The sequence below is a fragment of the Actinoplanes sp. NPDC051411 genome (genome assembly GCF_040682075.1).
In the GTDB taxonomy this organism is placed as follows: Bacteria; Actinomycetota; Actinomycetes; order Mycobacteriales; family Micromonosporaceae; genus Actinoplanes.
Window position 1 is genome coordinate 1 of the sequence record NZ_JBFBAD010000060.1, and the last position, 21,233, is coordinate 21,233.

Sequence of the window (21,233 nt, forward strand, 5' to 3'; positions counted from 1 at the left end):
CCTCGCCCCGAATTCCTTGCCTGCTTTCGGTCAGTCGGCTCGGGGTTGTCGGTGGTCTGTGCGGCCAGGCGTTACCGGCGCTGGGCGGTCCCGTCGCGCTGGGCGCGGCGGTGCGCTCAGGGGGTACGCGGGGGGATTTGGTCTGGCGGGCCGGGCCGGGTGGTGGGTTGCGCGGAGTTACTTGCCGGTTGCGCGGGATCGGTGGTTTCGGAGCTTGCGCCGGGAGGGTGGGGCGGTGGGTGAGCTGATTGTGGGCTCATCGGCCGGGGCGCGGTCGCCGGGGCGCGTCGACCCCGGGTAGGCGGAGCCCGGCTGAGTCGACCCCGGGTGGGCCGAGCCCGAGTGAGTCGACCCCCAGGTAGGCCGAGCCCGGCTGAGTCGACAGTGAGGTGGCCCAGCCGGCTTGTTCAACAGCGCGGTGGGTCGGGCCCGGGGTGGGTCGACAGCGGGGCCGAGATGGCTTCCGCTGCTGGTCCGGCTGAGCTTGATCGGTGTGGTCTGCGGCTTCGCCGGCCGCAGCGTCGGCGAGACGTCTGGCCCGGTCGGCCTGCCCTGGCACCGCTCTGCCCCGGCTCGGACTGAACTCGCTCAGCCTGTCCTGGGCCTTGCCCTGGCTCGGGGTGAGGCCGCTCAAGCCTGTCCTGGCCCTGCCCCCGGCTGGGTGTGAGGCCGCTCAGCCTGCCCTCGCCCTTCCCCGGCCGGGGTGAGGCCGCTCAGCCTGCCCTGGCCGCGCCCTGGCCCCCCCCGTTCGGCGCCGGCTTGGGTGACGCGGTGTGCTCAGGGCCTGGTTAGTGGTGTGCTCGGGGCCTGGTTTAGGTGGTTGTGGGTGCGGCCAGGCCGATGAGATGGCCTTCGGGGTCGGTGAAGAAGCCGACCGTCAGGGTGCCGGCCGGGTTGGGGTGCGGGCCGGAGACGCGGGTTCCGCCGAGTTGCTCGGCCTGCTGGAGGGCGGTTTCGATGTCGGGGACGCCGACGTAGAACAGGGTTCGCTGGGTGTAGCCGTCGCCGCCGCCGACGCCGCCCGGGATGCCGTCCGAGGGCTGGGTGAAGCCGTAGTTTCCGGCCGCCGACACTGGCTCGGCGGCGTCATGACCGAGGTCGAACTGCCAACCGAACAGCTGGCCGTAGTAGTCGCGCAGCATGCCTGGGTTGTTTCCGATGATCTCGAAGTGCACCACTGGATGTCCCATGAGCCGACCGTAACGCCTTCTGGTTGTTAAAAACAACCTGGCGGTGGTGATTAACATGTTCGTATGCCGACCAGTCGCAGCTATGGAGATGCCTGCACGATCGCGCGTGCCCTCGACGTCGTCGGGGAGCGCTGGGCGCTGCTCGTCGTCCGGGAACTCCTGTTCGGGCCGCAGCGCTTCTCCGACCTGCGGCGGGCTCTCGCCGGCGCCAGCTCCAACATGCTCACCGACCGGCTGCGCGAACTGGAGGCCAACGGCGTCGTCGCCCGCCGCCGGCTACCCGCGCCGGCCGCCTCCACGGTGTACGAGCTGACGCCGTCGGGCCGCGAGCTCGAACCGGTCCTGCTCGCCCTGGGCAACTGGGGTTCCCGCTTCCCGGTGCCGGAGCCGGGCCACCTGAGCGCGACCTCGGTCCTGCTCTACCTGCGCGGCTCCCGCTTCCCCGATCCGCGCGCCGTCTACCGCATCGAGCTCGACGACCAGATCTGGACCGTCCGCACCGTCGACAACCGCCTCCAGGTCGAGCCCGGGCCGCCACCCGCCCCGGACGCCGGACTGCGCACCGACCCGGCCACTCTCAACGCCCTACTGAGCGATCCCACCGGATTGAAAGCGGCCGTGGCGGCCGGCCGGGCGTCCGTCACCGGAGACGAGAAAGCGCTGCTACGACTGCTCCAGTAGCCCGGGCGCGACTCGGCCCCGCCGAGTTGCCGCGGTGCGCTGCGCCGCCCGGCCGAGGACAAGCCGGGCGTCACAGCGGTGGGCGTGACGAACATGTTGACTGGATCAACATGTTGACGTTCTGGGGCAAGTCAACATGTCATGTTGTCGGCGATCCAGGCGGCGTCGTTGCGGTAGAGGTCGACGTGGCTGCGCAGGTGTTCGTTGCCCTCGTCGGCGCGCGACTGGGTGAAGTTGGCCAGCGCGTGAAGGCGGTCGACCACTACGGGGAGCACGTCGGCGGGTCGGGGGCCGTCGGCGTACGCGTCGCAGAGGGAGGCCAGGCGGCCGGCCCGCCGGTGTGGGTCGATGGGGCCGGCTTCGACGTTTTGGGGTTCGGTGAGCGGGACCAGGCGGTAGGCCAGGTAGGCCAGATCCCAGACGCGCGGGCCGGGCGAGGCGGTGTCCCAGTCGATGACGCCGGTCAGCCGGCCGTCGGTGAAGACCATGTTGTAGGGCGCGAAGTCGTTGTGGCAGACGACCTCGGCCGGTGACCGGGACTCGAGCTGCCAGACCGCGTCGGTCGTGTCGAAGGTTGCGGTCGCCCGGTGCAGCTGCGCGAGACGGCGGCCGGCGTCGGCGAGCACGTCATCGGTCCAGATCCAGTGCGGCAGCGGGTAGTTCGGCACGAGCCCGGGCAGGAAGGACACGCTGTCGCGTCCCCGCTCGTCGAACCCGAGCGGCGACGGCACCCAGTCCACGCCGTGGTCGTGCAGGTGCCCGAGCAGCCGCTGAATGGTCGGGCTCCACGGGCCCGCATTCCGGCGGACGGTCGCGCCGGCCCGCGTCGCGCCACCCATGTTGCCGCCGGGCAGCGCTTCCACGTCGTTGATCATCCCGCCACACTAGGGAGCCCGGATCGCGAGCCGCGAAGCTGGGCTTCACCGAACCGGAGCCGGCACGGGAGCCAGGGACAGCCCATGCCGGCGACGCCTTGCGCGTGCGACGCTCGGATCAATTCGCCGCTGCCACATCTGACATCCAGGAACAAGCGGGATCCACCAAGGTCCACTTGATAGCGTCCTCGGATGCCGCGCACCCGTGTCGCCACGCCCGATGACGCCCCCGCCCTGGCCGCGCTGCTGACCGAGTCGCGGGAGGCGTTCGAGCCTTGGGAGCCGCTGCGCGACGACGAGTACTTCACCGTCGAGAAGCAGCAGTCGCTGCTCGCCGACGCCCTCGCCGCCTACGGGCAGGGCTTGACGGTTCCGCTGGTCATCGTCGACGGGGCCACCGTCGTCGGGCGGATCACGCTCAACGGTGTCACCCGCGGCGCGCTGCAGTCGGCCTCCCTCGGCTACTGGGTCGGCCCGCGCTTCCAGGGCCGCGGGTTCGCCACGGCCGCCGTCGCCGACGCGATCGGCCTGGCGTTCGGCGAGATGAGACTGCATCGGCTGCAGGCCGAGACGCTGTTGAACAACGTCGGTTCACAGCAGGCGTTGCTGCGCAACGGCTTCCGGCCGTACGGGGTGGCACCGTCCTACCTGAAGATCGCGGGCCGTTGGCAGGACTTCGTGCTGTTCCACCTGTTCTCCGGCAACGAGTAGGGAGCCCGGTTTGCCGAATCAGACGAGTACCTCGGCGAACTCGTCCAGCGCCTGAAGATCTCAAGCCCGCAGGGGGAGGCGCAGTCCTACTGCTCTCCGGCGACGAGTAGTCAGCTCTGCCGGACTCGGGCCGCTTCGCGGGTGAGGTGGTCGCGTTCGGCCACGCTGGTCGCGGCGTGCGCTGCCGCCGCGTACAGGTCGGCGGCGCGACCCTTGTCGCCGGCCTTTTCCAGCAGGTAGGCCTGGACCGCCGTGTAGCGGGGGAGTTCCGGGCTGACCTCGGTCAGCGCCTTGAGGCCGGCCTGCGGGCCGTCGGCCTCGCCGACCGCGACCACCCGGTTGAGCCGCACGATCGGGCTGTCGGTCAGGCGCAGCAGTTCGTCGTACCATTCGACGATCTGCGGCCAGTCCGTCTCGCCGGCGTGCCGGGCGTCGGCGTGCAGGGCCGCGATCGCCGCCTGGGCCTGGTATTCGCCGAGCTGGTCGCGGGCCAGCGCCTGCTGCAGAATGCCGACTCCGGAGGCGATCAGGCTCGTGTCCCAGCGGGTGCGGTCCTGCTCGGCGAGCGGGATCAGCCGGCCGCCCGGCCCGGTGCGCGAGGCGCGCCGGGCGTGGTGCAGCAGCATGAGCGCCAGCAGGCCGGCGATCTCCGGGTCGGCGGACAGGGCGGCGAGCTGGCGGGTGAGGCGGATCGCCTCGGCGGCCAGGTCGACGTCGCCGCTGTAGCCCTCGTTGAAGACCAGGTAGAGGACGCGCAGCACGGTCGGCAGGTCGCCGGCCTGGTCGAACGGGAGGCCCTCGATGCGTTTCTTGGCCCGGCTGATGCGCTGCGCCATCGTCGCCTCGGGCACCAGGTAGGCCGTCGCGATCTGCCTGGTGGTCAGGCCGCCGACGGCTCGCAGGGTCAGGGCGACCGCCGAGTTGGCCGGCAGCGCGGGATGGGCGCACAGGAAGTACAGCCGCAGCGTGTCGTCGGTGGCCGGCACCGGGCCGGGCGCCGGCGTCAGGTCGAACGCCACCTCGCGTCCTCGCCGCGAGGCGTCCGATCGGGCGGCGTCGACGAACTTGTGCCACGCGGCGGCGATCAGCCATGCCCGGGGGTCGCGGGGCGGGTCGGAGGGCCACGTCGACAGCGCCCGGATCAGGGCTTCCTGGACGGCGTCCTCGACCGACGCGAAGTCCGCCCCGCGCCGGACGAGGACGCCGATGACTCCGGGCACGAGTTCCCGCAGGAGGTCCGGGTTCATTCGGCCGGCGACGGCATCCGGGTCAGGAACGGCCGGACCTCCAGCCATTCGTGGATCGGCCGGCCGCCGGCGCCGGGGGCGGCGGACAACTCGCCGGCCAGCTCGACCGCCCGGTCCCACGACTCCACGTCGATGATCGTCCAGCCGGCGATGAGGTCCTTGGTCTCGGCGAACGGCCCGTCGGTGACCGGCGGCCGTCCCTCGCCGTCCGACCGCACGAATCTCCCCTCGGGCGACAGGGCGGCGTGGGCGACGAACTCGCCGGTCTCCTCCAGCCGCTTCGCGAAGTCGTTCATGTACTGGATGTGCGCGTCGACCTCTTCCGGGGTCCACCGGTCCATCGGCGTCGCTTCCCCGCCCGGCTCCGGCGCACCCCGGTAATGCTTCAGCAGCAGATATTTCACGGATCTTTTCTACCCCAGGCCGCGCGGAGACCTACGGGCGCCGCGGCGGAATCTTCCACGGGTTGGCCGCCTGCGGGGCAGGCGGCAACAGCTCTTCCGGTACGGACTGGAAACTCGCCGGCCGCAGCCACCGCCGGATCGACGTCGCGTGCAGGTAGAGCGGGAGCCCGCAGAACTCCAGCCGCCGGCGAGGCGCTTCACCGCGCGAACGCCGCCGGATCGGCCGCGATCACGGGATTGCTCAGGGTCCCGATGCCGTCCACGGTCACCGTGACCGTGTCGCCGACCGCGAGGGTGAAGTCGAGCGACGGCACCAGCCCGGTGCCGGTCGACAGCACCGCCCCGTCCGGCAGCCCCAGGTGGCGGCCCAGGTAGGCGACCAGATCGTCGAACCGCCGGTGCAGCATCTTGGTCGAGGTCGTTCCGTCCCACACCCGGTGGCCGTCGCGCAGCACCTCGACCTGGATGCCCAGGGCGTAGGGGTCGGGGACCTCCCAGAACGGGCGGATGCCGGGGCCGAGCGCGCAGCAGCCCGCATAGACCTTGGCCTGCGGCAGGTAGAGCGGGTTCTCGCCCTCGATCGAGCGGGACGACACGTCGTCGCAGACCGTGTAGCCGACGATGTCCCCGCCCGCGTTGACCACCAGCGCCAGCTCGGGCTCGGGCACGTCGATCTCCGAGTCGTCGCGGATGCCGACCGGCTCGCCGGGGCCGGCGACCCGCCAGGCGACGCTCTTGAAGAACAGTTCGGGGCGCGCGGCGTCGTAGACCCGGGAGTAGACGTCGGCGACGACGCTCTCCTCCTGCCGGGCCTCGCTGGAGCGCTCGTAGGTCACCCCGGCCGCCCACACCTCGGTCCGCCCGTCGACTGGCGGCAGCAGCCGGATCTCCCGGTCCTCGACCGGGCCTTCGGCGGCGATCCGCTCCAGGGAGGCGCGGAATTCGGCCGCCGGAAGCCGCAGCAGCGCCGCGAGTGAGATGTCCGGGAAGCGGCGGACCTCGTGGTCGAGCCGCACGCCGACATGTGAGGTGCCACCCGCGGCATATCGAATAACCAGCATTTAACGCCCTTCGAAGACGGGCGGGCGCTTCTCGGCGAAGGCCCGGCGGCCCTCGGCGGCGTCCGCGTACCCATGCAGATGGCTTGCATCTCCCGCTCGTACTGGATCGCCGCCTCGCGGCCCATCGTGCGGGCGGCGAGCAGGTTGGCCTTCGCCGATTGTGCCGCGATCGGCGGCCGCGCGGCGACGGTCCCGGCCAGGCTCTGTGCCGCGGCCGCCAGCTCGTGCGGGGGCACGGCCTTACTGATCAACCCGACCCGGCCGGCTTTGTTCTCCCCACGGGACTTCAGGCGACGTACGGAATGGTTTGCGGCCCTTCGGGCAGCACGCAGATCCGCGCTTCCGGGCCTTCGGCCGCGACGGCGGCCGCGATGTCGGGAACCGCGTCGAGATGGGCGGTACGCAGGTCGGCGGCGGACAGCCCGCCGGTGTGGACGCCGACCCGGGCGTGGGTCAGGATCCGGGCCAGGATCTGCACCTGCCACTGGTCGGGCACCGTCTCCGGCTGGGCCTCGATGGCGGCCAGCAGCGCGGCCGGCGACGGCGCCGAGGCCAGCACCTCGCGGAACGACCCGTGGTCGGGGAAGCCGTCCTCGCACGCCGCCGCGCAGATGATCAGCCCGCCCGGCCGGACGACGGTCGCGGCGGCCGACATCCCCTTGACCGCCTGGTAGAGGTTCTGGTCGAGGGGGTAGCCGGCGTTGGTGGTGACCACCACGTCGAACAGCCCCGGCACCGGCCGCATCGAGATCTCCCGCACCGTGTCGCGGGCCGCCGCGTGCATGGGCAGCAGGTCCCCGCCGAACGCGGCGACGACCTCCTGGCGCCGGTTCAGCACCACGTCGAAGGCGTAGTCGACCCCGGTCGCGGCGGCGATCGCGCGGACGTCGTCATGCACCGGATTGCCCTCGCAGACGCCCCAGGTGGCGTTCGGGCTGCCGATCCGGCGGGCGTCGTGCAGGGTCAGCACGGTCTCCAGCGCCGCCAGCCCGGGCGCGACCAGCTTCGGGCCGCCGCTGAACCCGGCGAAGAAGTGCGGCTCGACGAAACCGGTGGTGATGCGCACGTCGGCGTCCACCCAGTGCCGGTTCAGCCAGACCGGCACCCCGTCGCCGAAGGTGCCGCACCAGCGCAGCATCTCCGGGTCGCGGCTGTCGTGGTTGACGATCCGCATCGAGCCGGCCAGCTCGGCGCCGAGCATCGCCTCCAGCTCGGCCGGCGTGTTGGCGCGGTGGGTGCCGGTGGCGACCAGCAGGGTGAAGTCCTCCGGCCGGGCGATGCCCGACAGCTCGTCGAGCAGGGCGCGGACCATCCCCTCGCGGGGCTGCGGCCGGGTGGCGTCGCAGAGCGACACCGCGATCGTCCGGCCGGGCCGCACCCGTTCCCGCAGCGGCGGCCCGGCGACCGGCTTGCGCAGCGCTTCGCGCAGCACGGCCGGCGGGTCGGTGGCCGCGGCGTGCTGCACCGGTTCGATCACCGTCGTGCGCCCGGCGGGAAGGGAAACCTTCAAACCCGTTCTTCCGTACGCGAGGTCGACCTCGGTCGTCGTGTCAGGCATGCAGCGCCTCCCAGGTCCAGTACGCGAGGTCGACCTCGATGGTCGTGTCAGGCATGCAGCACCTCCCAGGTCTCGGCGGCGATGCCCGCGTGGTAGCGGGCGATCGTCGCGGTCACCTGTTCAGCGTCGCGCATCCCGCGGACGACGGCCGATACCTGCGGGCTGCGCAGCGGAAACCGCAGCGCGGCGGCGGGCAGCCGCGTGACGTGCCGTTCGCGGACGCGGGCCAGTTCCTCGGCCCGGGCCCGAACGTCGGCCGGCGGCGCCCCGTAGTCGAAGTGCGCGTCCGGCGCCGGCCGGTCCCGGGCCAGCAGCCCCGAGTGGCACGGCGCCGCCACCACCACCTTGACGCCACGCCGCTCGCATTCGGCCGGCAGTTCCGCTCCGCTGCGGTCGAGCAGCGTCCATCTCCCGGCCAGCATGACCACGTCGAGCTCGGTCTCCCGGCCCATCCGCAGCGCGGTCGTCACGTGGTTGGTGCCCCCGCCGACCGCCCCCATCACTCGCTGCTCGCGCAGTTCCACCAGCGCCGGGACGGCCTCGGAGGCCGCCGCGTCCAGATGGTCGTCGGGATCGTGGACGTAGACAATGTTGACTGAATCAATGTTGACTACTGATTCAACATTGATTCGAGTCAAGCTGTCCGTGACGCTGCGCAGCACGGCGTCGCGGGAGCAGGCGAACCGGCGCCTCAGCTCGTCGGGCACGTCGAAGCCGCCGGCGGCGAGGTCCGACCCGGTCGGGGCCGGGGTTCGGCTCGAGCAGGCGCCCGACCTTGGCCTCGAGCAGGCGCCTGAGCTTGGCTCAGCGCGGCCGCCACCGCCGTCGTACCAATTCCGAGCCTGCGCCGCATATGTCCTCGCCTCTTGGTTTCCGGGATACGACTGGCTGGTCACCGATGGCGCGATGACATCACACATATGATGTCATCGCAATGGTCTACGCTGAGTTCCGTCCTGGCCCCAGGGAGGAACTGTGACGACTCCGTCGACGTCCGGCACCGGCGTCCTGTCCGCCCCGGCGCCCGGTGCGGTCCGGACGCGGGGCGACCGGCTGGGCACCGCGGTCGTCGCGAGCCTGGTCGACGACATCGTGTCCGGACGGCTGCCGGCCGGCGACACCCTGCCGACCGAGGCCGAGATCGGCGACCACTTCGGCGTCTCGCGCACCGTCGTGCGCGAGTCGGTCAAGCTGCTGCAGGACAAGGGCCTGGTGCTGATCCACCGCGGCGTCGGCACGGTGGTCCGCTCGCCGCAGTCCTGGGACATGATCGACGAGATCGTGCTGTCCGCCCTCGTCCGCAACGACGAGTCACTGGTCATCCTCGACGAGCTCGTCACCGTCCGGGCGGCCCTGGAACGCGAGATGGCGATCACCGCGGCCGCGGTGCGCACGCCGGAACAGATCGAGGCGATCCGCTCGGCGCTGCGGGCCATGGAGCGTACGGCCGACGACCCGGCGGCGTTCTCCGCCGCCGACGCCGACTTCCATGACGTGGTGATGTCGACGTCGGGCAACCGGCTCGGCCGGGCGATCGTCACCAGCATCCACGACAAGGCCCGCACGACCGGCCGCTACCACGGCACGACGTCGGCGCAATACACGGCGATGACCCTCGACGAGCACCGGGCGGTGGTCGAGGCGATCGAGGCCGGCGACCGGGCCGCCGCCGGCTCCTTGATGTACGCGCACATCACCGGCTCGTGGGCCCGGCGCCGGCCTCAGCGCGACGAGTAGACGGCCCGGGTGCAGCGGGTGACGTACGGGAGGGTGATCTCGTCGCGGCCCTTGAGGTCGGGATGGGTGTCCAGCAGTTCCCCGACCTCGCCGAGCAGTTCCCGCCGCCGCTGTTCGGGCAGCACGATGATGTAGCTGCGCGAGGCGACCATGTCGAGCAGCTCGGCCCGGCCGAGCCGGTGACGCCACCGGATCTCGGTCCGCTCGAGCTGCTCGAACGGCTCGCCGATGTCGGGCTCGGTGTCGATCCGGTGGCGGGCCGGCTGGCGCAGGATGGTGTCGAGCTGGGCGACCCAGGGCTCGCCGCGGTCACGGTTGTTCCAGACCAGCCCGAGTGTTCCGCCGGGCCGCAGCACCCGGGCGACCTCGGGCACCGCGATCTTCGGGTCGACCCAGTGCCAGGCCTGGGCGACCACGACCGCGTCGACGTCGGCGTCCGGCAGGGGGATCCGCTCGGCCGAGCCGTCGAACACCGCCGCCCGGGGGACGGCCGCCGTCAGCTGGTCGCGCATCTGCTCGGACGGCTCGACCGCGACGACGTCCAAACCCGCGTCCACCAGCAGCCGGGTGAACTTCCCGGTGCCGGCGCCCAGGTCGAGGACCCGCCGGGCCCCGCGCGGCACGACCCAGTCCACGGCCGAGACCGGGTACGACGGGCGGCCGCGCTCGTACGCCCCGGCCGCCTCGCCGAAGGACGCCGCGTGCGCCTTGCGTGACCACCGGCGGGTCGCGCCCTGCCGGGTCATGCCGCAGGCCTTGCCGATCTCGTCCCAGCTGGCCCGGTGCTCCCGCCGCAACTGGTCGATCATCCGCGTGCGGCGGGACTCCAGCTCGGTGATCGTCTCGCTCACCCGGCGGAGCCCGTCGAGCCCGCCGTCGCCCGCGATGTCGTCCACAATGCCCGCCACGCCGGGCAACATATGTTGCTTCAGGTTTCCGGGTCAACAGGTGTTGCCGTACGGGCGCCGCGCAGCCGATCGGCGTTCAGGGCGGTGAAGATGCGCGCGAGAGCCGCCGTGTCGTCGGCGTTGAGCGCCGCGAGCGCCGGCGGCGGATCGGTCAGGATGCGCTGGGCGGTCTCGGCGGCCCGGAGTCCCGCCTCGGTGAGGTGGACGAGTTTGCTGCGCTTGTCGCCGGGGTGGGCCCGCCGCTCGACCAGGCCGCGCCGTTCGAGCCGGTCGATCGCGACGGTGGCCGCGGAGGGATCGACCTCGACGGCCTGCGCGACCTCGCGGAGGGTCATCGGCGCCTGCGCGAGTTTGATCAGCAGTTCGGACTTGCCGACCCCGAGGTCCAACTCGAGCCGCAGCGCCCGGAGCCGGTCCTGGCCGGTGATGAACGCCAGCATCTCCGCCCAGGCGCGTTCCGCTGAGGATTCCTCGCCGTTCATCGCGCCACATCCATCACTCGGGTGCCCGTCTGCCGTCCGGCGAAAGCCCTGGCCCGGCGCCCGGTCGAGAGCAGACCGAACAGCGCGGTCGCGCCGCCGCAGCCGGCGAGCACGGCCCAGGCGGCATGACTCGCCGGGACGAACCCGGCCGAACTTCCGGCCACGATCGAACCACACACCGCCACGCCGATCGCCCCACCGGTCTGGCGACACGTCGAGGCGATCGCTCCGGCGACCCCGGCCTGATCGCGCGGCAGCCCCGCCAGCGCGATGGTGGTCATCGGGGTGCCGACCAGGCCGAACCCGGCGCCGAACAGCACATAGGCCAGCACCAGATAGCGAATGCCGGTCGCGCCCCCGGCGCCGGCCAGCAGGCCGGCACCCGCCGCGAGCAGCAGCCCGGCCAGCACGAACGCCGGCCGGGGACCCCGGGCGGCCACGATCCGCCCTGAGATCATCGCGCACGCCGCGCCCGTGGCCGCCATCGGAATGGTGAGCAGGCCCGCGTGCAGCGCGCTGTAGCCGCGGACATCCTGCATGTAGAGGGTGTTGAGGAACAGGAACCCGCCAACGCACATCAGGGCGACCACCGCGACGACCGCCGCCCCCGAGAACGCCGGACTGCGGAAGAACCGGATGTCGACCAGCGGTTCGGTCCGCCGGCTCTCGACCACGACCAGCCCGGCCACCGAGACCGCGGCGACCGCGAACAGGGCGACGATGAACGGTGAACCCCAGCCGTGCCGGGGCCCCTCGATGACGGCGGCGGTGACCGAGCCGAGGAAGGCCACGACGAGCAGCTGACCGAACGGGTCGAACCGCCTGCCGTGCGCGGCCCGCGACTCGGGGACGAACCGCTGGGTCAGGTAGACGGCCAGCGCGCCGATCGGCACGTTGACCCAGAAGATGGACCGCCACCCGAGGCCACTGACCAGCAGACCGCCGAGCACCGGCCCGCAGGCCCCGCCCAGGCCGGCCACCGCTCCCCACAGGCCCACCGCCCGAACGCGCTCCTTCGGGTCGGTGAAGGTGGTGGCGATGATCGACATCGCGACCGGGTTCAGCATCGCGCCGCCCACCGCCTGGAGCGCGCGGAAGGCGACCAGGGCACCGAGGGACGGCGCGAGGCCGCACAGCAGCGAACCGAGCGAGAACAGCCCCAGCCCGGTCTGGAACACCCGGCGCCGGCCGAACCGGTCGGCCACCGAACCCGCGAGCATCAGCAGGCAGGCGATGACCACCGTGTACGCGTCGACCACCCACTGCAGGCCGCTGACCGGCGCGTGCAGCCCCTTCTGGATCGAGGGCAGGGCGACGTTGGCGATCGTCGTGTCCAGCCCCGCGACGACCACACTCAGGCAGCAGGTCAACAGCACGACGGTCCGGCCTCGCGGTGACAGGGTGCCCACAAAGTGATTGTTGCACAATAACTATTACTTTCCGGCGGCCGCCCCGGGCGCGCTCAGACCTCGAGCGCCCAACTCACGAACCGCAGCTTCGGCGCGAACCCGGCCCTCTCGTAGAGCCCGAACGCCCCGACGGGGCTCGCCGAGTCCGCCTCCACGACGGCGCGGTCGTAGCCCTGTTCGGCCGCGGCCCGTAGCGCGTGCCCGATCAGCGCGCCGGCGGCACCCCGCCTGCGGTAGTCCGGCATCGTCGCGACGAACATGAAGCGCGCGTCGCGGATCCCGGTGGCCGCCGTGTCGGCGTCCCAGGACATCGTGACCAGCATGCCCGCCGGGGCCCCGCTCGCCTCGTCCCGGAGCAGGAAACTGGCCGCCGGCCGGAACGTCTGGTTGGTGATCTTGCTCCTCCACGAGTCGGCCGTCATCGGCGCGCGAAGCTTGTCGTCCTTGAACGCCTCGTTGCGGATCAGCCGGAACTCCTCGTCGTTGCGCTCCGACCACGGCTCGGCCCGCAGCCCGGCGGGCATCGCGGCGTCGGGGATCGCGTCGCCGAGCAGGCGCTCCATGCGCTGGTAGTAGTGGACCGGCGCGAAGCCCCGCGAGCGCAGAAGCTCGGCCAGGCCGGCGAGGCTCTCCGGCTTGTGGACGTCGACCGCGAGCCGCAGCGCCGGGTGGTGTCGGGCGTGCAGCTCCCCGGCCGCCGCCACCCCGGCCTTGAGCAGCCGGGAGCCGATACCTCTGCGCCGGTAACCGGGGGCCACCCCACCGTCCATGACGACCCGGTGGACCTCCTCCGCGACCGGCTGATACCTGGTCGTCATGAAGCCGGCCATCACGTCACCGTCGAACGCGGCGAGACTCCCGCGCTCCAGATCCGTGTACGGGTCGATCAGCTCCTGGAGGGTGTCCTCCTCCTCGTAGTACTCGCCGAAACCGTCAACGGACTCCATGGCGTTGAGCAGGTCGGCCGACGCCTTCGCGTCGTCCCTGGTGAGCGGCCGCCACGTGAGAGAACTCGATTCTTCCGACATCCGAAGGAAAACTAGTCCCCGCGCAGGCGGGCTGTCGTTCCATTTCCGGTGTCCCGGCGCGCCCTGGGACCGGTCATCCTGGTCACGGGTGCGGTGCTGCCCCGAGGATGTTGGGCATGAGCTCATCGCAGCCCTTCGCCGACTCCGGGTCCGCCCCCGATCACCGCTACCTGCTCGACAACGCCCGGGTCGACGCGGGCGAGCGGTTCGCCTGGCTGGCCGAGCTGTTCGACGGTGTCACCCGGGGACACTTCGACCGGCTCGGAGTGGCCGCGGGCGGGCGCTGCTGGGAAGTCGGCGCCGGCGGCCCCAGCATTCCCGAGGCACTCGCCGCGGCCGTCGGGCCGGCCGGTTACGTGCTGGCCACGGACATCAATCCGGCCTGGTTGGACCCGCACGGCACCTACGAGGTGCTCCGGCACGACATCGTCCGGGACCCGCCGCCCCAGCCAGGAACGTTCGACCTGGTGCACGCCCGGCTCGTGCTCGTCCACGTGCCCGACCGGGTCCGGGCGCTGGCGACGATGGTGGCGGCGCTGCGGCCCGGCGGCTGGCTGCTGGTCGAGGACGCCGACACCGAGCTGCAGCCGCTGGCCTGCCTCGATGAGGTCGGCCCGGCGCAGCGGCGCGCCAACCGGCTGCGGCGCGCCGTCCGGGAACTGATGACCCGCCGCGGCGCCGACCTGCGCTTCGGCCGTACGCTGCCGCGCGCGTTGCGTACGGCCGGCCTGGTCGATGTCACGGCGGCCGGCTGCTTCCCGGTCGGCGGGGTGGCCTGCGGCCGGCTGGAGGCCTCGACGGTGCGCATGGTTCGCGCCGAGCTGCTCGCCGCCGGGTTGGCCGACGACGCCGAGATCGACGCGCACCTGGCCGCCGTCGACGCCGGCGAGCTCGACCTCACCCTCGCGCCGCTGATCTCGGCCTGGGGACGCCGCCCCGGCTAGCCCGTGCAGGTCGCACCACGCCTGGGTCTGGCAGTCAATTACCGTATTACTAATATCAGCAATCCATTAATCGCTCGAAACGCTCAACCGGGAAGACACCATAATGACTGTTATGCTCAAATCTTGAACCGCCGGACCTTCGGTCTACGGTTCCGGCAATGGATTCGGGCCCGCGTCCCCGTCTAGCGGCTGCCGCCGGTCAGCAGGAGGTGGTGGAGCTCGGCGGCGCGCTTTCCGGCGCGTTGCTGGTACGCCTCGGAGTCCGCGGCCCGGGGGCGGGGGATGTCGATGTCGAGGACCGTCCGCACGCTGCCCGGCCGTGGGGAGAGCACCACGACGCGGTCGGCCAGCAGGACGGCCTCCTCGATCGAGTGGGTGACCAGCACCATGGTCGTGCCCTCGACCATGTGGATGCGCTGGAGTTCGCCGGCCAGTTCGGTGCGGGTGATCGCGTCGAGGGCGGAGAACGGCTCGTCCAGCAGCAGGGCGCGCGGGCGCAGGATCAGCGACCGGCACAGGGCGGCCCGCTGCTGCATGCCGCCGGACAGTTCGGCCGGGGCGACCCGTTCGACGTCGCCGAGGCCGGCCAGGGTGAGGAGTTCGGCCGCGCGTGACCGGTAGCCGTTGCGCCGGCGGCCCGCGAACTCGACCGGCAGGAGCACGTTGTCGAGCACCGACCGCCACGGGAGCAGGGCCGGGCGCTGGAACATCAGCGGCACGTCGCGGCTGGGCCGGTTCACCTCGGTGCCGTCGACCCGTACCCGGCCGGAGGTGGGCCGCAGCAGGCCGGCGATCATGCGCAGCAGCGTCGACTTGCCGCAGCCGGAGCGGCCGAGGACGGCCACGAACTCGCCGGTCCTGATCGACAGGCTGACGTCGCGCAGGGCCGCGACCGCGCCCGTACGGGACGGGAACGTGTGCGAGACGCCATCAATCTCGATCAATGTTTTCCTCTACGCTCAAGGGGTGAACGGCAGGCTCGGCGCGGTTCTGCTGCCGGCCCTCGGGGTGGCGCTGGCGGTCGGCCTGTGGTGGCTGGCCACCGCCGTGTTCCCGGTCGACGCGGCGCTCGTGCCCGGGCCCGGCGCGGTGCTCGGCGCCTTCCGCGAGCTGCCGGGATACCTGCTCGCCCAGGCCGGGCACACGCTGGTCGAGGTGCTGGAGGGGTTCGCCGCCGCGGTGGTGGCCGGCGCGTTCATCGCGCTCGCGCTGACCGGTTCGCGGGTGGTCGAGCGGATGGCGTTCCCGCTGCTGCTGGCGCTCAACTCGGTGCCGAAGGTGGCGGTCGCGCCGCTGCTGGTGCTCTGGTTCGGTTTCGGCCAGCTGCCCAAGGTCATCATGGTGTTCCTGGTCTGCTTCTTCCCGGTGGTGATCTCAATGGTCAGCGGCCTGGCCGCGACCCCGCCCGAGTTCGTCGAGCTGGCCCGGTCGCTGGAGGCGCCCGGGTGGCAGGCGTTCGTCAAGGTGCGGGTGCCCAGCGCGCTGCCGCAGGTCTTCGTCGGCCTCAAGGTCGGCATGACGCTGGCCGTGATCGGGGCGGTGATCAGCGAGTTCCAGGCCGGCACGGTGGCCGGCCTGGGTTTCGTCATCGCGGTGTCGACCGGGCAGACCGAGACCGCGCAGACGTTCGCCGCCGTGGTGCTGCTGGCGCTGCTCAGCATCGTGCTCTACTACGGCCTGGTCGCCGTCGAACGGCTGGTGATTCCCTGGTCCCGGCCGTAGACGCCGCTGGTCTGGATGGTCAGGTAGCCGTTGAGGGCGACGTCCGGGTTCATCAGCGCGCCGGCGATCTCCGCCAGTTCGGCCCCGGTGATCCCGAGCGACAGGTAGTCGTCGCGGAGCTGCCCGATCCCGGCCCGGAGCAGGCGGCAACCGGGCCCGCCGCCGCGCCATTCCGTCCCGTACGCGTACACCCGCACGTCGGTGAGCCCGGCCGCGTAGAACGCGGAATGCGCCCGCCGGGACCAGGAACGGTCGTTGCCGTGGCCGGCCAGCGCGCTGGTGTGCAGCGTCTGAAAGCGGGCGAGCAGTGCGGCGGTTTGCGGATCGGGCGCGTGCGCCACCACTTCGGCACCGGCCGGTGGCAGGAAGTCCTCGGTCAGCAGCACCCCGCCCGGCGACAGGGCGTCCACCATGTGCCGGACGGCCAGGTCGCGTTCCGGCAGATGGTTGAGCAGCAGCCGGGCGTGCACCAGGTCGAAGCGGCCCAGCGGCGTTCCCGAGGTGATGTCGTGTTCCTTGACGGTGAGCCGGGGATGCCGGGGAATGTGCTGGGGCTTGAGATCGGTGGCGACGACCGCCGAGGCCTGCGCGGCGAGCCACACCGCGACGCTTCCGCCGCCCGCCGCGACTTCGAGGCAGCGGCGGCCGGGCAGCGGGACGAGTTCCGAGATGCGCTGCCGGGTGGCCGGGTCGAGCAGTTCGGCGAGCGCGGTGTGGTGGTCGGGCGCCTGGGCGCTGCTGTTGTCGAAGGCGTATCCCCGGGCGCTGGTCATCGGACGCCCGCCTTGGTGGTCACGCCGAAGTCGATCACGTCGTCCGGTTTCAGCCCCGCCCTGGCCAGTCCCGCCGCCTGCAGCACCGCGATGCCGCGGGTCACCTTCGCCGGATCGAGCGAGAACGGCCCGACGTACGGCTTCAGGTTCCGGTCGATGGCCGTGACCACCGCGCCCTTGACCGTGGGCAGTCGCTGTTGCACGAGCCGCCCCGCCTCCTCGGGCTGGTCGACGGTGAACCGCACGGTCCTGGCCATCGCGCTCGCGAACTTCTGCGCGAGCCCCGGATCCGACGTCAGAACCCCGCTCGTGGCGATGATGACGGTGCCGTACAGGTCGCCGATGAATTCGCCGTACGGGAAGGCCACCGCGGTCTTTCCCGGCGCCGCGTTCTGCACGTTCGCGGTGTCGGTCGCGTAGCCGCCGATCGCGTCGACCCGTCCCGAGGCGAGTAGCGCCGGCAGCTGGTCGGTGGGGGCCTGCACGAATCTGCAGCTGCCCGGATCGAAACCGACCGCCCGCGCGTACGAGGGAAAGAGCGTCTGCGTCGCGGCCGCCGGCGCGGCACCCAGGGTGCGTCCGGCCAGGTCGGCGGGTTTGCCGATGCCCCGGCCGGTCAGCGTGATCATGCTCAGCAGGGTGGCGTTCTGCAGTGCCATGATCGCCCGGTAGTCCGCGAAATTGGTCCGGCCCCGGATGGCGCTGACGTAGTCGAGGCTGGCGAACTGCGCCTTGCCGGCGGCCAGCGATTTGAGATTGGCGTCGCTGGGTTGCCCCGGCAGCACGGTGAGATCGATGCCCACCTCGGAGAAGAACCCCTTGGCCAGCCCGACCCACGCGTACGTCTCGCGGGGCGTGGTCCCGTACGCGGTGAGGAAGGTCGCTTTCGTTCCGGCCGCCGGCGAGGACGTGCCGGTGTCCGAACAGGCGGCCAGCACCGGTGTCGCGAGCAGGCCGGCGATCAGCCGGCGTCGAGTGGTCATGGCTACCCCCGTGGCCTCAATAGATCGACACATGTCGAATAGTTGAGACTAAACCGGACAGTGACGATCCTCAATGGAGCGTCGCCGGCCCGACACTGGCCCCGGCGTCCGGGATCAGCCGAGCCAGCGGTCGAACCACGCGCGGGTCCGGCGCAGGACGTCGAGCTGGTGGGCGCGCTCGCGGAACGAGTGACCCTCCCGCGGATAGATCACGAACTCGTGCTCGGCGCCGAAGTGGCGCAGCGCGCGGTGCAGGTACACGGCCTGTCCGACCGGGACATTGGTGTCCTCGGCGCCGTGCAGGATGAGCACCGGCGTGCGGATGCGGCCCGCGAACGAGACCGGGCTGACCGCGTCGTGCGGGTGCGGGCCGGCGCCCTCCCAGCCGGTGCTGCCGCCGAGTGCGGCCTCGAACCGGCCGTTCTGCCCGTACGCGGCGAGCATGCCCCAGTCGGCGACGCCCGCCCCGACCAGCGCGGCCCGGAAGCGCCCGGTCCGGCCGACCGCCCACGCGGCCATGAACCCGCCGTGGCTCCAGCCGGCGATGCCCAGCCGGCCGGGGTCGGCGACGCCCCGGGCGACAAGCAGGTCGATGCCGGTCAGGATGTCGGTCCACTCCTCCCGGCCGACCCGGCCGGCGACCCGGGCCGCGAAATCGTGGCCGTGGCCCTGACCGCCGCGCGGGTTGGGCAGGAACACCGCGTATCCGGCGGCGGCCAGCCACTGGGCGCTGGGGTCCCAGGACAGCTGGAGACGGTCGGCGTGCCGGTCGTACGGGCCGCCGTGCACGATCGTGACCAGCGGGAGAGGCCCCTCGGAAACCCCGGGCGGGAGCACGAGAAGGCCGTCGAGTTCCAGGCCGTCGGAGGCCCGGTAGTGCAGCGGCCGCTGCGCTCCGAGCGTGATGCCGGCCAGTTCCGGGCGCGTGTCGGTGATCCGTCGCAGCGGCCCGGCCACCGGCCCGGCGTACACGTCGGCCGGGCGGTAGCGGGTGCTGCCCAGCGCCGCGATCCGGTCGCCGGCGGCGGTGAGATGGTCGAGGCGTCCCGGATGGTGCGACAGGGTCGTGACGCCGGCCGGATCGAGCCGGGCCAGGGTCGTGTCCAGGCCGTCGGCGAACAGGACCAGGGGAGCACCGCCGGTCTGGCACAGTTCGGTGGGACACCGGGGAAGGCCGGCGGTGTGGTTGTGGCCGGCGACGTCGAAGACGGCGGTTCCGGCCTGCAGGCCCGGCGGGGTGAGGGCGAGATAGCCGAGCTGGTGACCGGACGGAGACGGCCACCAGGCGAGAGAGCGCGCGTCGACCCCGGCCGGGCCGAGATCCGACGCGGTGCCGGTAGCCGGATCGAACAGGTGAAGCCGCCCGGTGCGAGGGCCGTGGTCGTCGTCCGAACTCTCCCGGGTGAGCACCGCGAGGGGGCCGCCGCCGGGCCGTTGCCGCAGCTCCACCACGTGCCGCCCGGCGAACACGTCCGGCGTGCCGATCAGGCCGGTGCGCAGGTCGAGCAGGCGCAGCCGGGCCCGCCGCTCATGCACGCCGACGACCAGCGGATCGTCGTCGTCGCGTACGTCCTCGGCGATCAGCGCGACGACGACGGAGTCGGCCAGCGGCAGGTGGTCGGCGATGCCGGCGTCCGGGCCGGTCAGCGCCGTCACCGTGCCGTCGGCGAGGACGAACCGGTGAACAGCGCCGCCGGACAGGAAGAACAGCGTGCCCGAGTCCGCCGACCAGCGCGGCCGGGACCCGGCCGCCGCAACCCGGCGGGCCGGCGCGCCGCCGTCCACGTCGGCGATCCACAGTTCGCCCGGGGTGAGAACGTATGCGAGCAGGCGGCCGTCCGGGGCCAGGGCCGGGGTCCGCGGGGCGCGGCCGTCGACGACGAGTTCGGCGGTCAGTCCTTCTCGAGCGGCCACCGCGTCAGTGTGGCGCAACGCGGCAGATCCGCGAAACGGCCGCGGGCGGCGCCGAACCGGGCTTTCATGGACGGGTGACCGTCGAACACACCGGCCGGGCCGCGCCGGTTCCCGCTGGCGCGACCGTCGTCGAGCTGTCGCGACGGGTGCGGCTGGAGGTCACGGACGCCACCCGGCTGATCGGGGCCGCGATCGACGCCGGCTGGGAGAACCCGGACGGCTTCGCGATCGACGACCCGCACGCCGCCGTCGACGCCGCCCTCTGGCTGTGGACGCTGCACTCCTCGGCGATGCCCGGCGTCGACGTGCTCTCCGACGGCGGCGAGGCCGGCTTCGCGGAGCATTAGAAAGGTCCGCCGGAAGCTTCCGGCGGTGCGTTCTCCCGTACGCGGCGCCCGCTGTCCGACGACGACATCGCGCGCGACGTCAGTACGGGCAGTGCGGCCAGGCAGAGCAGCGTGGTCGCCACCGCGAGGGTCGCCCGCGCGCCGATCAGCGTTCCCAGCCCGCCTCCGGCCAGGGCACCGAGTGCGCTCGCCGTGCCGACGCCGAGCCGGATCGTCGCGTTGGCCTTGCCCAGCTGGCCGAGCGGGCACACCAGCTGGCGGTAGGAATACTGCGCGATGTCGAACAGCACGAACCGGGCCGACGACAGGACCAGGAACAGGCCGACCAGCACGGGCGCGCTGCCCCGGGTGGTCACCGCGGCCAGGAAGCCGGCCGGCGAGGCGAGCACGGCGAGCCACATGACCCGGATCGACCCGGCGCGCCGCATGACGGGCCGGGCCAGCAGGGCGGCGGCCAAGCCCCCGGCTTCGCCGATGCCGAGGAGCACGCCGACTCCGGTGGCGCTCACGCCGAGGTCGCGGACGAGGAAATAGACGAGGACGGCGTTGACCATGCCGAGGCACAGCATCGAACCGATCGTGCCGATCGCGGTGCGGGCCAGCACGCTGTCGGCGGCGACCAGCCGGAACCCGTCCCGGACCTCGTGCCGTAGCGCGACCCGCCGCCGGGCCGGTCGCGCGACGTCGCCGGGGACCTTCGGCAACAACAGTGAGGCGGCACTGACCAGGAACGACAGCGCGTCGAAGAGGACGACGGTGGCCGCGCTGAACACCCCGATCAGCAGCGCGGCGACGCCGGGGCCGGAGACCCGGGCGACCGCCTCGGTGGTGCTGATCTTCGCGTTGGCGTCGGGCAGGGCGGCCGGGGTCACGAAGATCGGGTAGTAGGCGTGATAGGCGAGCCCGAACACCACGCCGAGCACCCCGGTGAGGAAGGCGACCAGATAGAGCTGGGCCAGCCCCGAGGCCAGCGGAACAGTGGCCAGCAGCAGGAACCGGCCGACGTCGGCCGCGACCATCAGCCGCCGTTTGCGGGAGCGGTCGACCAGCACCCCGGCCGGGATCGAGGCCAGCAGGTACGCCCCGGTGGCGCACGCCTGCAGCACGCCGACCTGGCCGGTGCCCGCCCCGAGTGTGCCGATGGCCAGCAGCGGCAGGGCGAGCCCGGTGATCGCGCTGCCCATCTCGCTGACGGTCTGCCCGGCCCGGAGGGCCACGAAATTATGGTCTCGCCACAGGCTGGGCACGCCTGGCAGGCT

22 protein-coding genes are annotated in these 21,233 nt (G+C 72.3%); 6 read left to right on the forward strand and 16 right to left on the reverse strand.

Annotated elements, in window-relative coordinates; genetic code table 11:
- Positions 1 to 812 precede the first annotated feature (812 nt).
- A complete protein-coding gene (locus tag AB0M88_RS29470) occupies positions 813 to 1,190 on the reverse strand; it encodes a VOC family protein (protein WP_364107882.1) in 378 nt (125 codons plus the stop codon).
- A 63-nt stretch (positions 1,191 to 1,253) separates the two neighbouring features.
- On the opposite strand from AB0M88_RS29470, the gene AB0M88_RS29475 reads away from it, so the two are divergent.
- Positions 1,254 to 1,871 carry a winged helix-turn-helix transcriptional regulator gene (locus tag AB0M88_RS29475; protein WP_364107884.1) on the forward strand — a complete coding sequence of 206 codons (618 nt, stop codon included), beginning with the start codon at positions 1,254 to 1,256 and terminating at the stop codon, positions 1,869 to 1,871.
- A gap of 131 nt (positions 1,872 to 2,002) precedes the next feature.
- Here the strand turns inward: AB0M88_RS29475 and AB0M88_RS29480 are convergent, their stop codons facing one another.
- Entirely contained in the window at positions 2,003 to 2,746 is a 744-nt protein-coding gene (locus AB0M88_RS29480) for an aminoglycoside phosphotransferase family protein (protein ID WP_364107886.1), read from the reverse strand.
- A 192-nt stretch (positions 2,747 to 2,938) separates the two neighbouring features.
- On the opposite strand from AB0M88_RS29480, the gene AB0M88_RS29485 reads away from it, so the two are divergent.
- Positions 2,939 to 3,457, forward strand: coding sequence for a GNAT family protein (locus AB0M88_RS29485; protein WP_364107888.1), 519 nt, complete (start codon positions 2,939 to 2,941; stop codon positions 3,455 to 3,457).
- 110 nt (positions 3,458 to 3,567) lie between these two features.
- On the opposite strand, the gene AB0M88_RS29490 is transcribed toward AB0M88_RS29485, so the two are convergent.
- The 5 genes from AB0M88_RS29490 to AB0M88_RS29510 form a co-directional block, all read right to left on the reverse strand.
- Positions 3,568 to 4,704 (reverse strand): DUF6596 domain-containing protein, encoded by a 1,137-nt coding sequence (locus tag AB0M88_RS29490; protein ID WP_364107891.1) that lies wholly within the window; start codon positions 4,702 to 4,704, stop codon positions 3,568 to 3,570.
- Positions 4,701 to 5,108: a YciI family protein gene (locus AB0M88_RS29495; RefSeq protein WP_364107892.1), complete on the reverse strand. Its 408-nt coding sequence runs from the start codon at positions 5,106 to 5,108 to the stop codon at positions 4,701 to 4,703. The genes AB0M88_RS29490 and AB0M88_RS29495 overlap by 4 nt, the downstream gene beginning before the upstream one ends.
- 197 nt (positions 5,109 to 5,305) lie before the next feature.
- Positions 5,306 to 6,169: a fumarylacetoacetate hydrolase family protein gene (locus tag AB0M88_RS29500; RefSeq protein WP_364107893.1), complete on the reverse strand. Its 864-nt coding sequence runs from the start codon at positions 6,167 to 6,169 to the stop codon at positions 5,306 to 5,308.
- Positions 6,170 to 6,455: 286 nt separating this feature from the next.
- Positions 6,456 to 7,727, reverse strand: coding sequence for a nickel-dependent lactate racemase (gene larA / locus AB0M88_RS29505; protein ID WP_364107895.1), 1,272 nt, complete (start codon positions 7,725 to 7,727; stop codon positions 6,456 to 6,458).
- Positions 7,728 to 7,774: 47 nt separating this feature from the next.
- Positions 7,775 to 8,434, reverse strand: coding sequence for an aldo/keto reductase (locus tag AB0M88_RS29510; protein ID WP_364107897.1), 660 nt, complete (start codon positions 8,432 to 8,434; stop codon positions 7,775 to 7,777).
- 268 nt (positions 8,435 to 8,702) lie between these two features.
- On the opposite strand from AB0M88_RS29510, the gene AB0M88_RS29515 reads away from it, so the two are divergent.
- Positions 8,703 to 9,464, forward strand: a complete 762-nt coding sequence (locus AB0M88_RS29515) for a FadR/GntR family transcriptional regulator (RefSeq protein WP_364107899.1) — start codon at positions 8,703 to 8,705, stop codon at positions 9,462 to 9,464.
- On the opposite strand, the gene AB0M88_RS29520 is transcribed toward AB0M88_RS29515, so the two are convergent.
- From AB0M88_RS29520 to AB0M88_RS29535, 4 genes are read right to left on the reverse strand one after another with little or no spacing between them, the layout of a single operon-like run.
- Positions 9,449 to 10,372 (reverse strand): methyltransferase domain-containing protein, encoded by a 924-nt coding sequence (locus AB0M88_RS29520; RefSeq protein ID WP_364107901.1) that lies wholly within the window; start codon positions 10,370 to 10,372, stop codon positions 9,449 to 9,451. The two genes, AB0M88_RS29515 and AB0M88_RS29520, sit on opposite strands and share 16 nt — an antisense overlap.
- A 20-nt stretch (positions 10,373 to 10,392) precedes the next feature.
- Positions 10,393 to 10,854, reverse strand: a complete 462-nt coding sequence (locus AB0M88_RS29525) for a MarR family transcriptional regulator (RefSeq protein ID WP_364107902.1) — start codon at positions 10,852 to 10,854, stop codon at positions 10,393 to 10,395.
- Positions 10,851 to 12,263, reverse strand: coding sequence for an MFS transporter (locus AB0M88_RS29530; RefSeq protein ID WP_364107904.1), 1,413 nt, complete (start codon positions 12,261 to 12,263; stop codon positions 10,851 to 10,853). Before AB0M88_RS29530 ends, AB0M88_RS29525 begins: the two co-directional genes overlap by 4 nt.
- A 53-nt stretch (positions 12,264 to 12,316) precedes the next feature.
- Complete coding sequence (locus AB0M88_RS29535) at positions 12,317 to 13,291, reverse strand: GNAT family N-acetyltransferase (protein ID WP_364107906.1); 975 nt, start codon at positions 13,289 to 13,291, stop codon at positions 12,317 to 12,319.
- Between the two features lie 116 nt (positions 13,292 to 13,407).
- On the opposite strand from AB0M88_RS29535, the gene AB0M88_RS29540 reads away from it, so the two are divergent.
- Positions 13,408 to 14,235 (forward strand): methyltransferase domain-containing protein, encoded by an 828-nt coding sequence (locus AB0M88_RS29540; RefSeq protein WP_364107908.1) that lies wholly within the window; start codon positions 13,408 to 13,410, stop codon positions 14,233 to 14,235.
- Between the two features lie 182 nt (positions 14,236 to 14,417).
- Here AB0M88_RS29540 and AB0M88_RS29545 read toward each other — a convergent pair whose 3' ends face one another.
- The gene (locus tag AB0M88_RS29545) at positions 14,418 to 15,179 is read right to left on the reverse strand and encodes an ABC transporter ATP-binding protein (RefSeq protein ID WP_364107910.1); all 762 of its coding nucleotides are present in this window, start codon (positions 15,177 to 15,179) and stop codon (positions 14,418 to 14,420) included.
- Between the two features lie 22 nt (positions 15,180 to 15,201).
- Between AB0M88_RS29545 and AB0M88_RS29550 the strand changes: the two genes are divergently transcribed.
- Positions 15,202 to 15,957, forward strand: coding sequence for an ABC transporter permease (locus AB0M88_RS29550; RefSeq protein ID WP_364107912.1), 756 nt, complete (start codon positions 15,202 to 15,204; stop codon positions 15,955 to 15,957).
- Here AB0M88_RS29550 and AB0M88_RS29555 read toward each other — a convergent pair.
- From AB0M88_RS29555 to AB0M88_RS29565, 3 genes are all read right to left on the reverse strand, one after another.
- Positions 15,906 to 16,730 carry a methyltransferase domain-containing protein gene (locus AB0M88_RS29555; RefSeq protein ID WP_364107914.1) on the reverse strand — a complete coding sequence of 275 codons (825 nt, stop codon included), beginning with the start codon at positions 16,728 to 16,730 and terminating at the stop codon, positions 15,906 to 15,908. The two genes, AB0M88_RS29550 and AB0M88_RS29555, sit on opposite strands and share 52 nt — an antisense overlap.
- Complete coding sequence (locus tag AB0M88_RS29560) at positions 16,727 to 17,713, reverse strand: ABC transporter substrate-binding protein (protein ID WP_364107916.1); 987 nt, start codon at positions 17,711 to 17,713, stop codon at positions 16,727 to 16,729. Before AB0M88_RS29560 ends, AB0M88_RS29555 begins: the two co-directional genes overlap by 4 nt.
- A gap of 114 nt (positions 17,714 to 17,827) precedes the next feature.
- On the reverse strand, positions 17,828 to 19,627 hold the full coding sequence (locus tag AB0M88_RS29565; RefSeq protein WP_364107918.1) for a prolyl oligopeptidase family serine peptidase: 1,800 nt from the start codon (positions 19,625 to 19,627) through the stop codon (positions 17,828 to 17,830).
- Positions 19,628 to 19,701: 74 nt separating this feature from the next.
- On the opposite strand from AB0M88_RS29565, the gene AB0M88_RS29570 reads away from it, so the two are divergent.
- Entirely contained in the window at positions 19,702 to 19,974 is a 273-nt protein-coding gene (locus tag AB0M88_RS29570; RefSeq protein WP_364107920.1) for a hypothetical protein, read from the forward strand.
- On the opposite strand, the gene AB0M88_RS29575 is transcribed toward AB0M88_RS29570, so the two are convergent.
- A complete protein-coding gene (locus AB0M88_RS29575) occupies positions 19,971 to 21,221 on the reverse strand; it encodes an MFS transporter (RefSeq protein WP_364107922.1) in 1,251 nt (416 codons plus the stop codon). The genes AB0M88_RS29570 and AB0M88_RS29575 overlap by 4 nt on opposite strands.
- Between the last annotated feature and the right edge of the window lie 12 nt (positions 21,222 to 21,233).

What these genes read in the sequence shown, in the direction of transcription:
- AB0M88_RS29470 (WP_364107882.1), bottom strand. Translation starts at nt 1,190, where the DNA reads ATGGGACATCCAGTGGTGCACTTCGAGATCATCGGAAACAACCCAGGC.
- AB0M88_RS29475 (WP_364107884.1), top strand. Translation starts at nt 1,254, where the DNA reads ATGCCGACCAGTCGCAGCTATGGAGATGCCTGCACGATCGCGCGTGCC.
- AB0M88_RS29480 (WP_364107886.1), bottom strand. Translation starts at nt 2,746, where the DNA reads ATGATCAACGACGTGGAAGCGCTGCCCGGCGGCAACATGGGTGGCGCG.
- AB0M88_RS29485 (WP_364107888.1), top strand. Translation starts at nt 2,939, where the DNA reads ATGCCGCGCACCCGTGTCGCCACGCCCGATGACGCCCCCGCCCTGGCC.
- AB0M88_RS29490 (WP_364107891.1), bottom strand. Translation starts at nt 4,704, where the DNA reads ATGAACCCGGACCTCCTGCGGGAACTCGTGCCCGGAGTCATCGGCGTC.
- AB0M88_RS29500 (WP_364107893.1), bottom strand. Translation starts at nt 6,169, where the DNA reads ATGCTGGTTATTCGATATGCCGCGGGTGGCACCTCACATGTCGGCGTG.
- larA (WP_364107895.1), bottom strand. Translation starts at nt 7,727, where the DNA reads ATGCCTGACACGACGACCGAGGTCGACCTCGCGTACGGAAGAACGGGT.
- AB0M88_RS29525 (WP_364107902.1), bottom strand. Translation starts at nt 10,854, where the DNA reads ATGAACGGCGAGGAATCCTCAGCGGAACGCGCCTGGGCGGAGATGCTG.
- AB0M88_RS29535 (WP_364107906.1), bottom strand. Translation starts at nt 13,291, where the DNA reads ATGTCGGAAGAATCGAGTTCTCTCACGTGGCGGCCGCTCACCAGGGAC.
- AB0M88_RS29540 (WP_364107908.1), top strand. Translation starts at nt 13,408, where the DNA reads ATGAGCTCATCGCAGCCCTTCGCCGACTCCGGGTCCGCCCCCGATCAC.
- AB0M88_RS29555 (WP_364107914.1), bottom strand. Translation starts at nt 16,730, where the DNA reads ATGACCAGCGCCCGGGGATACGCCTTCGACAACAGCAGCGCCCAGGCG.
- AB0M88_RS29560 (WP_364107916.1), bottom strand. Translation starts at nt 17,713, where the DNA reads ATGACCACTCGACGCCGGCTGATCGCCGGCCTGCTCGCGACACCGGTG.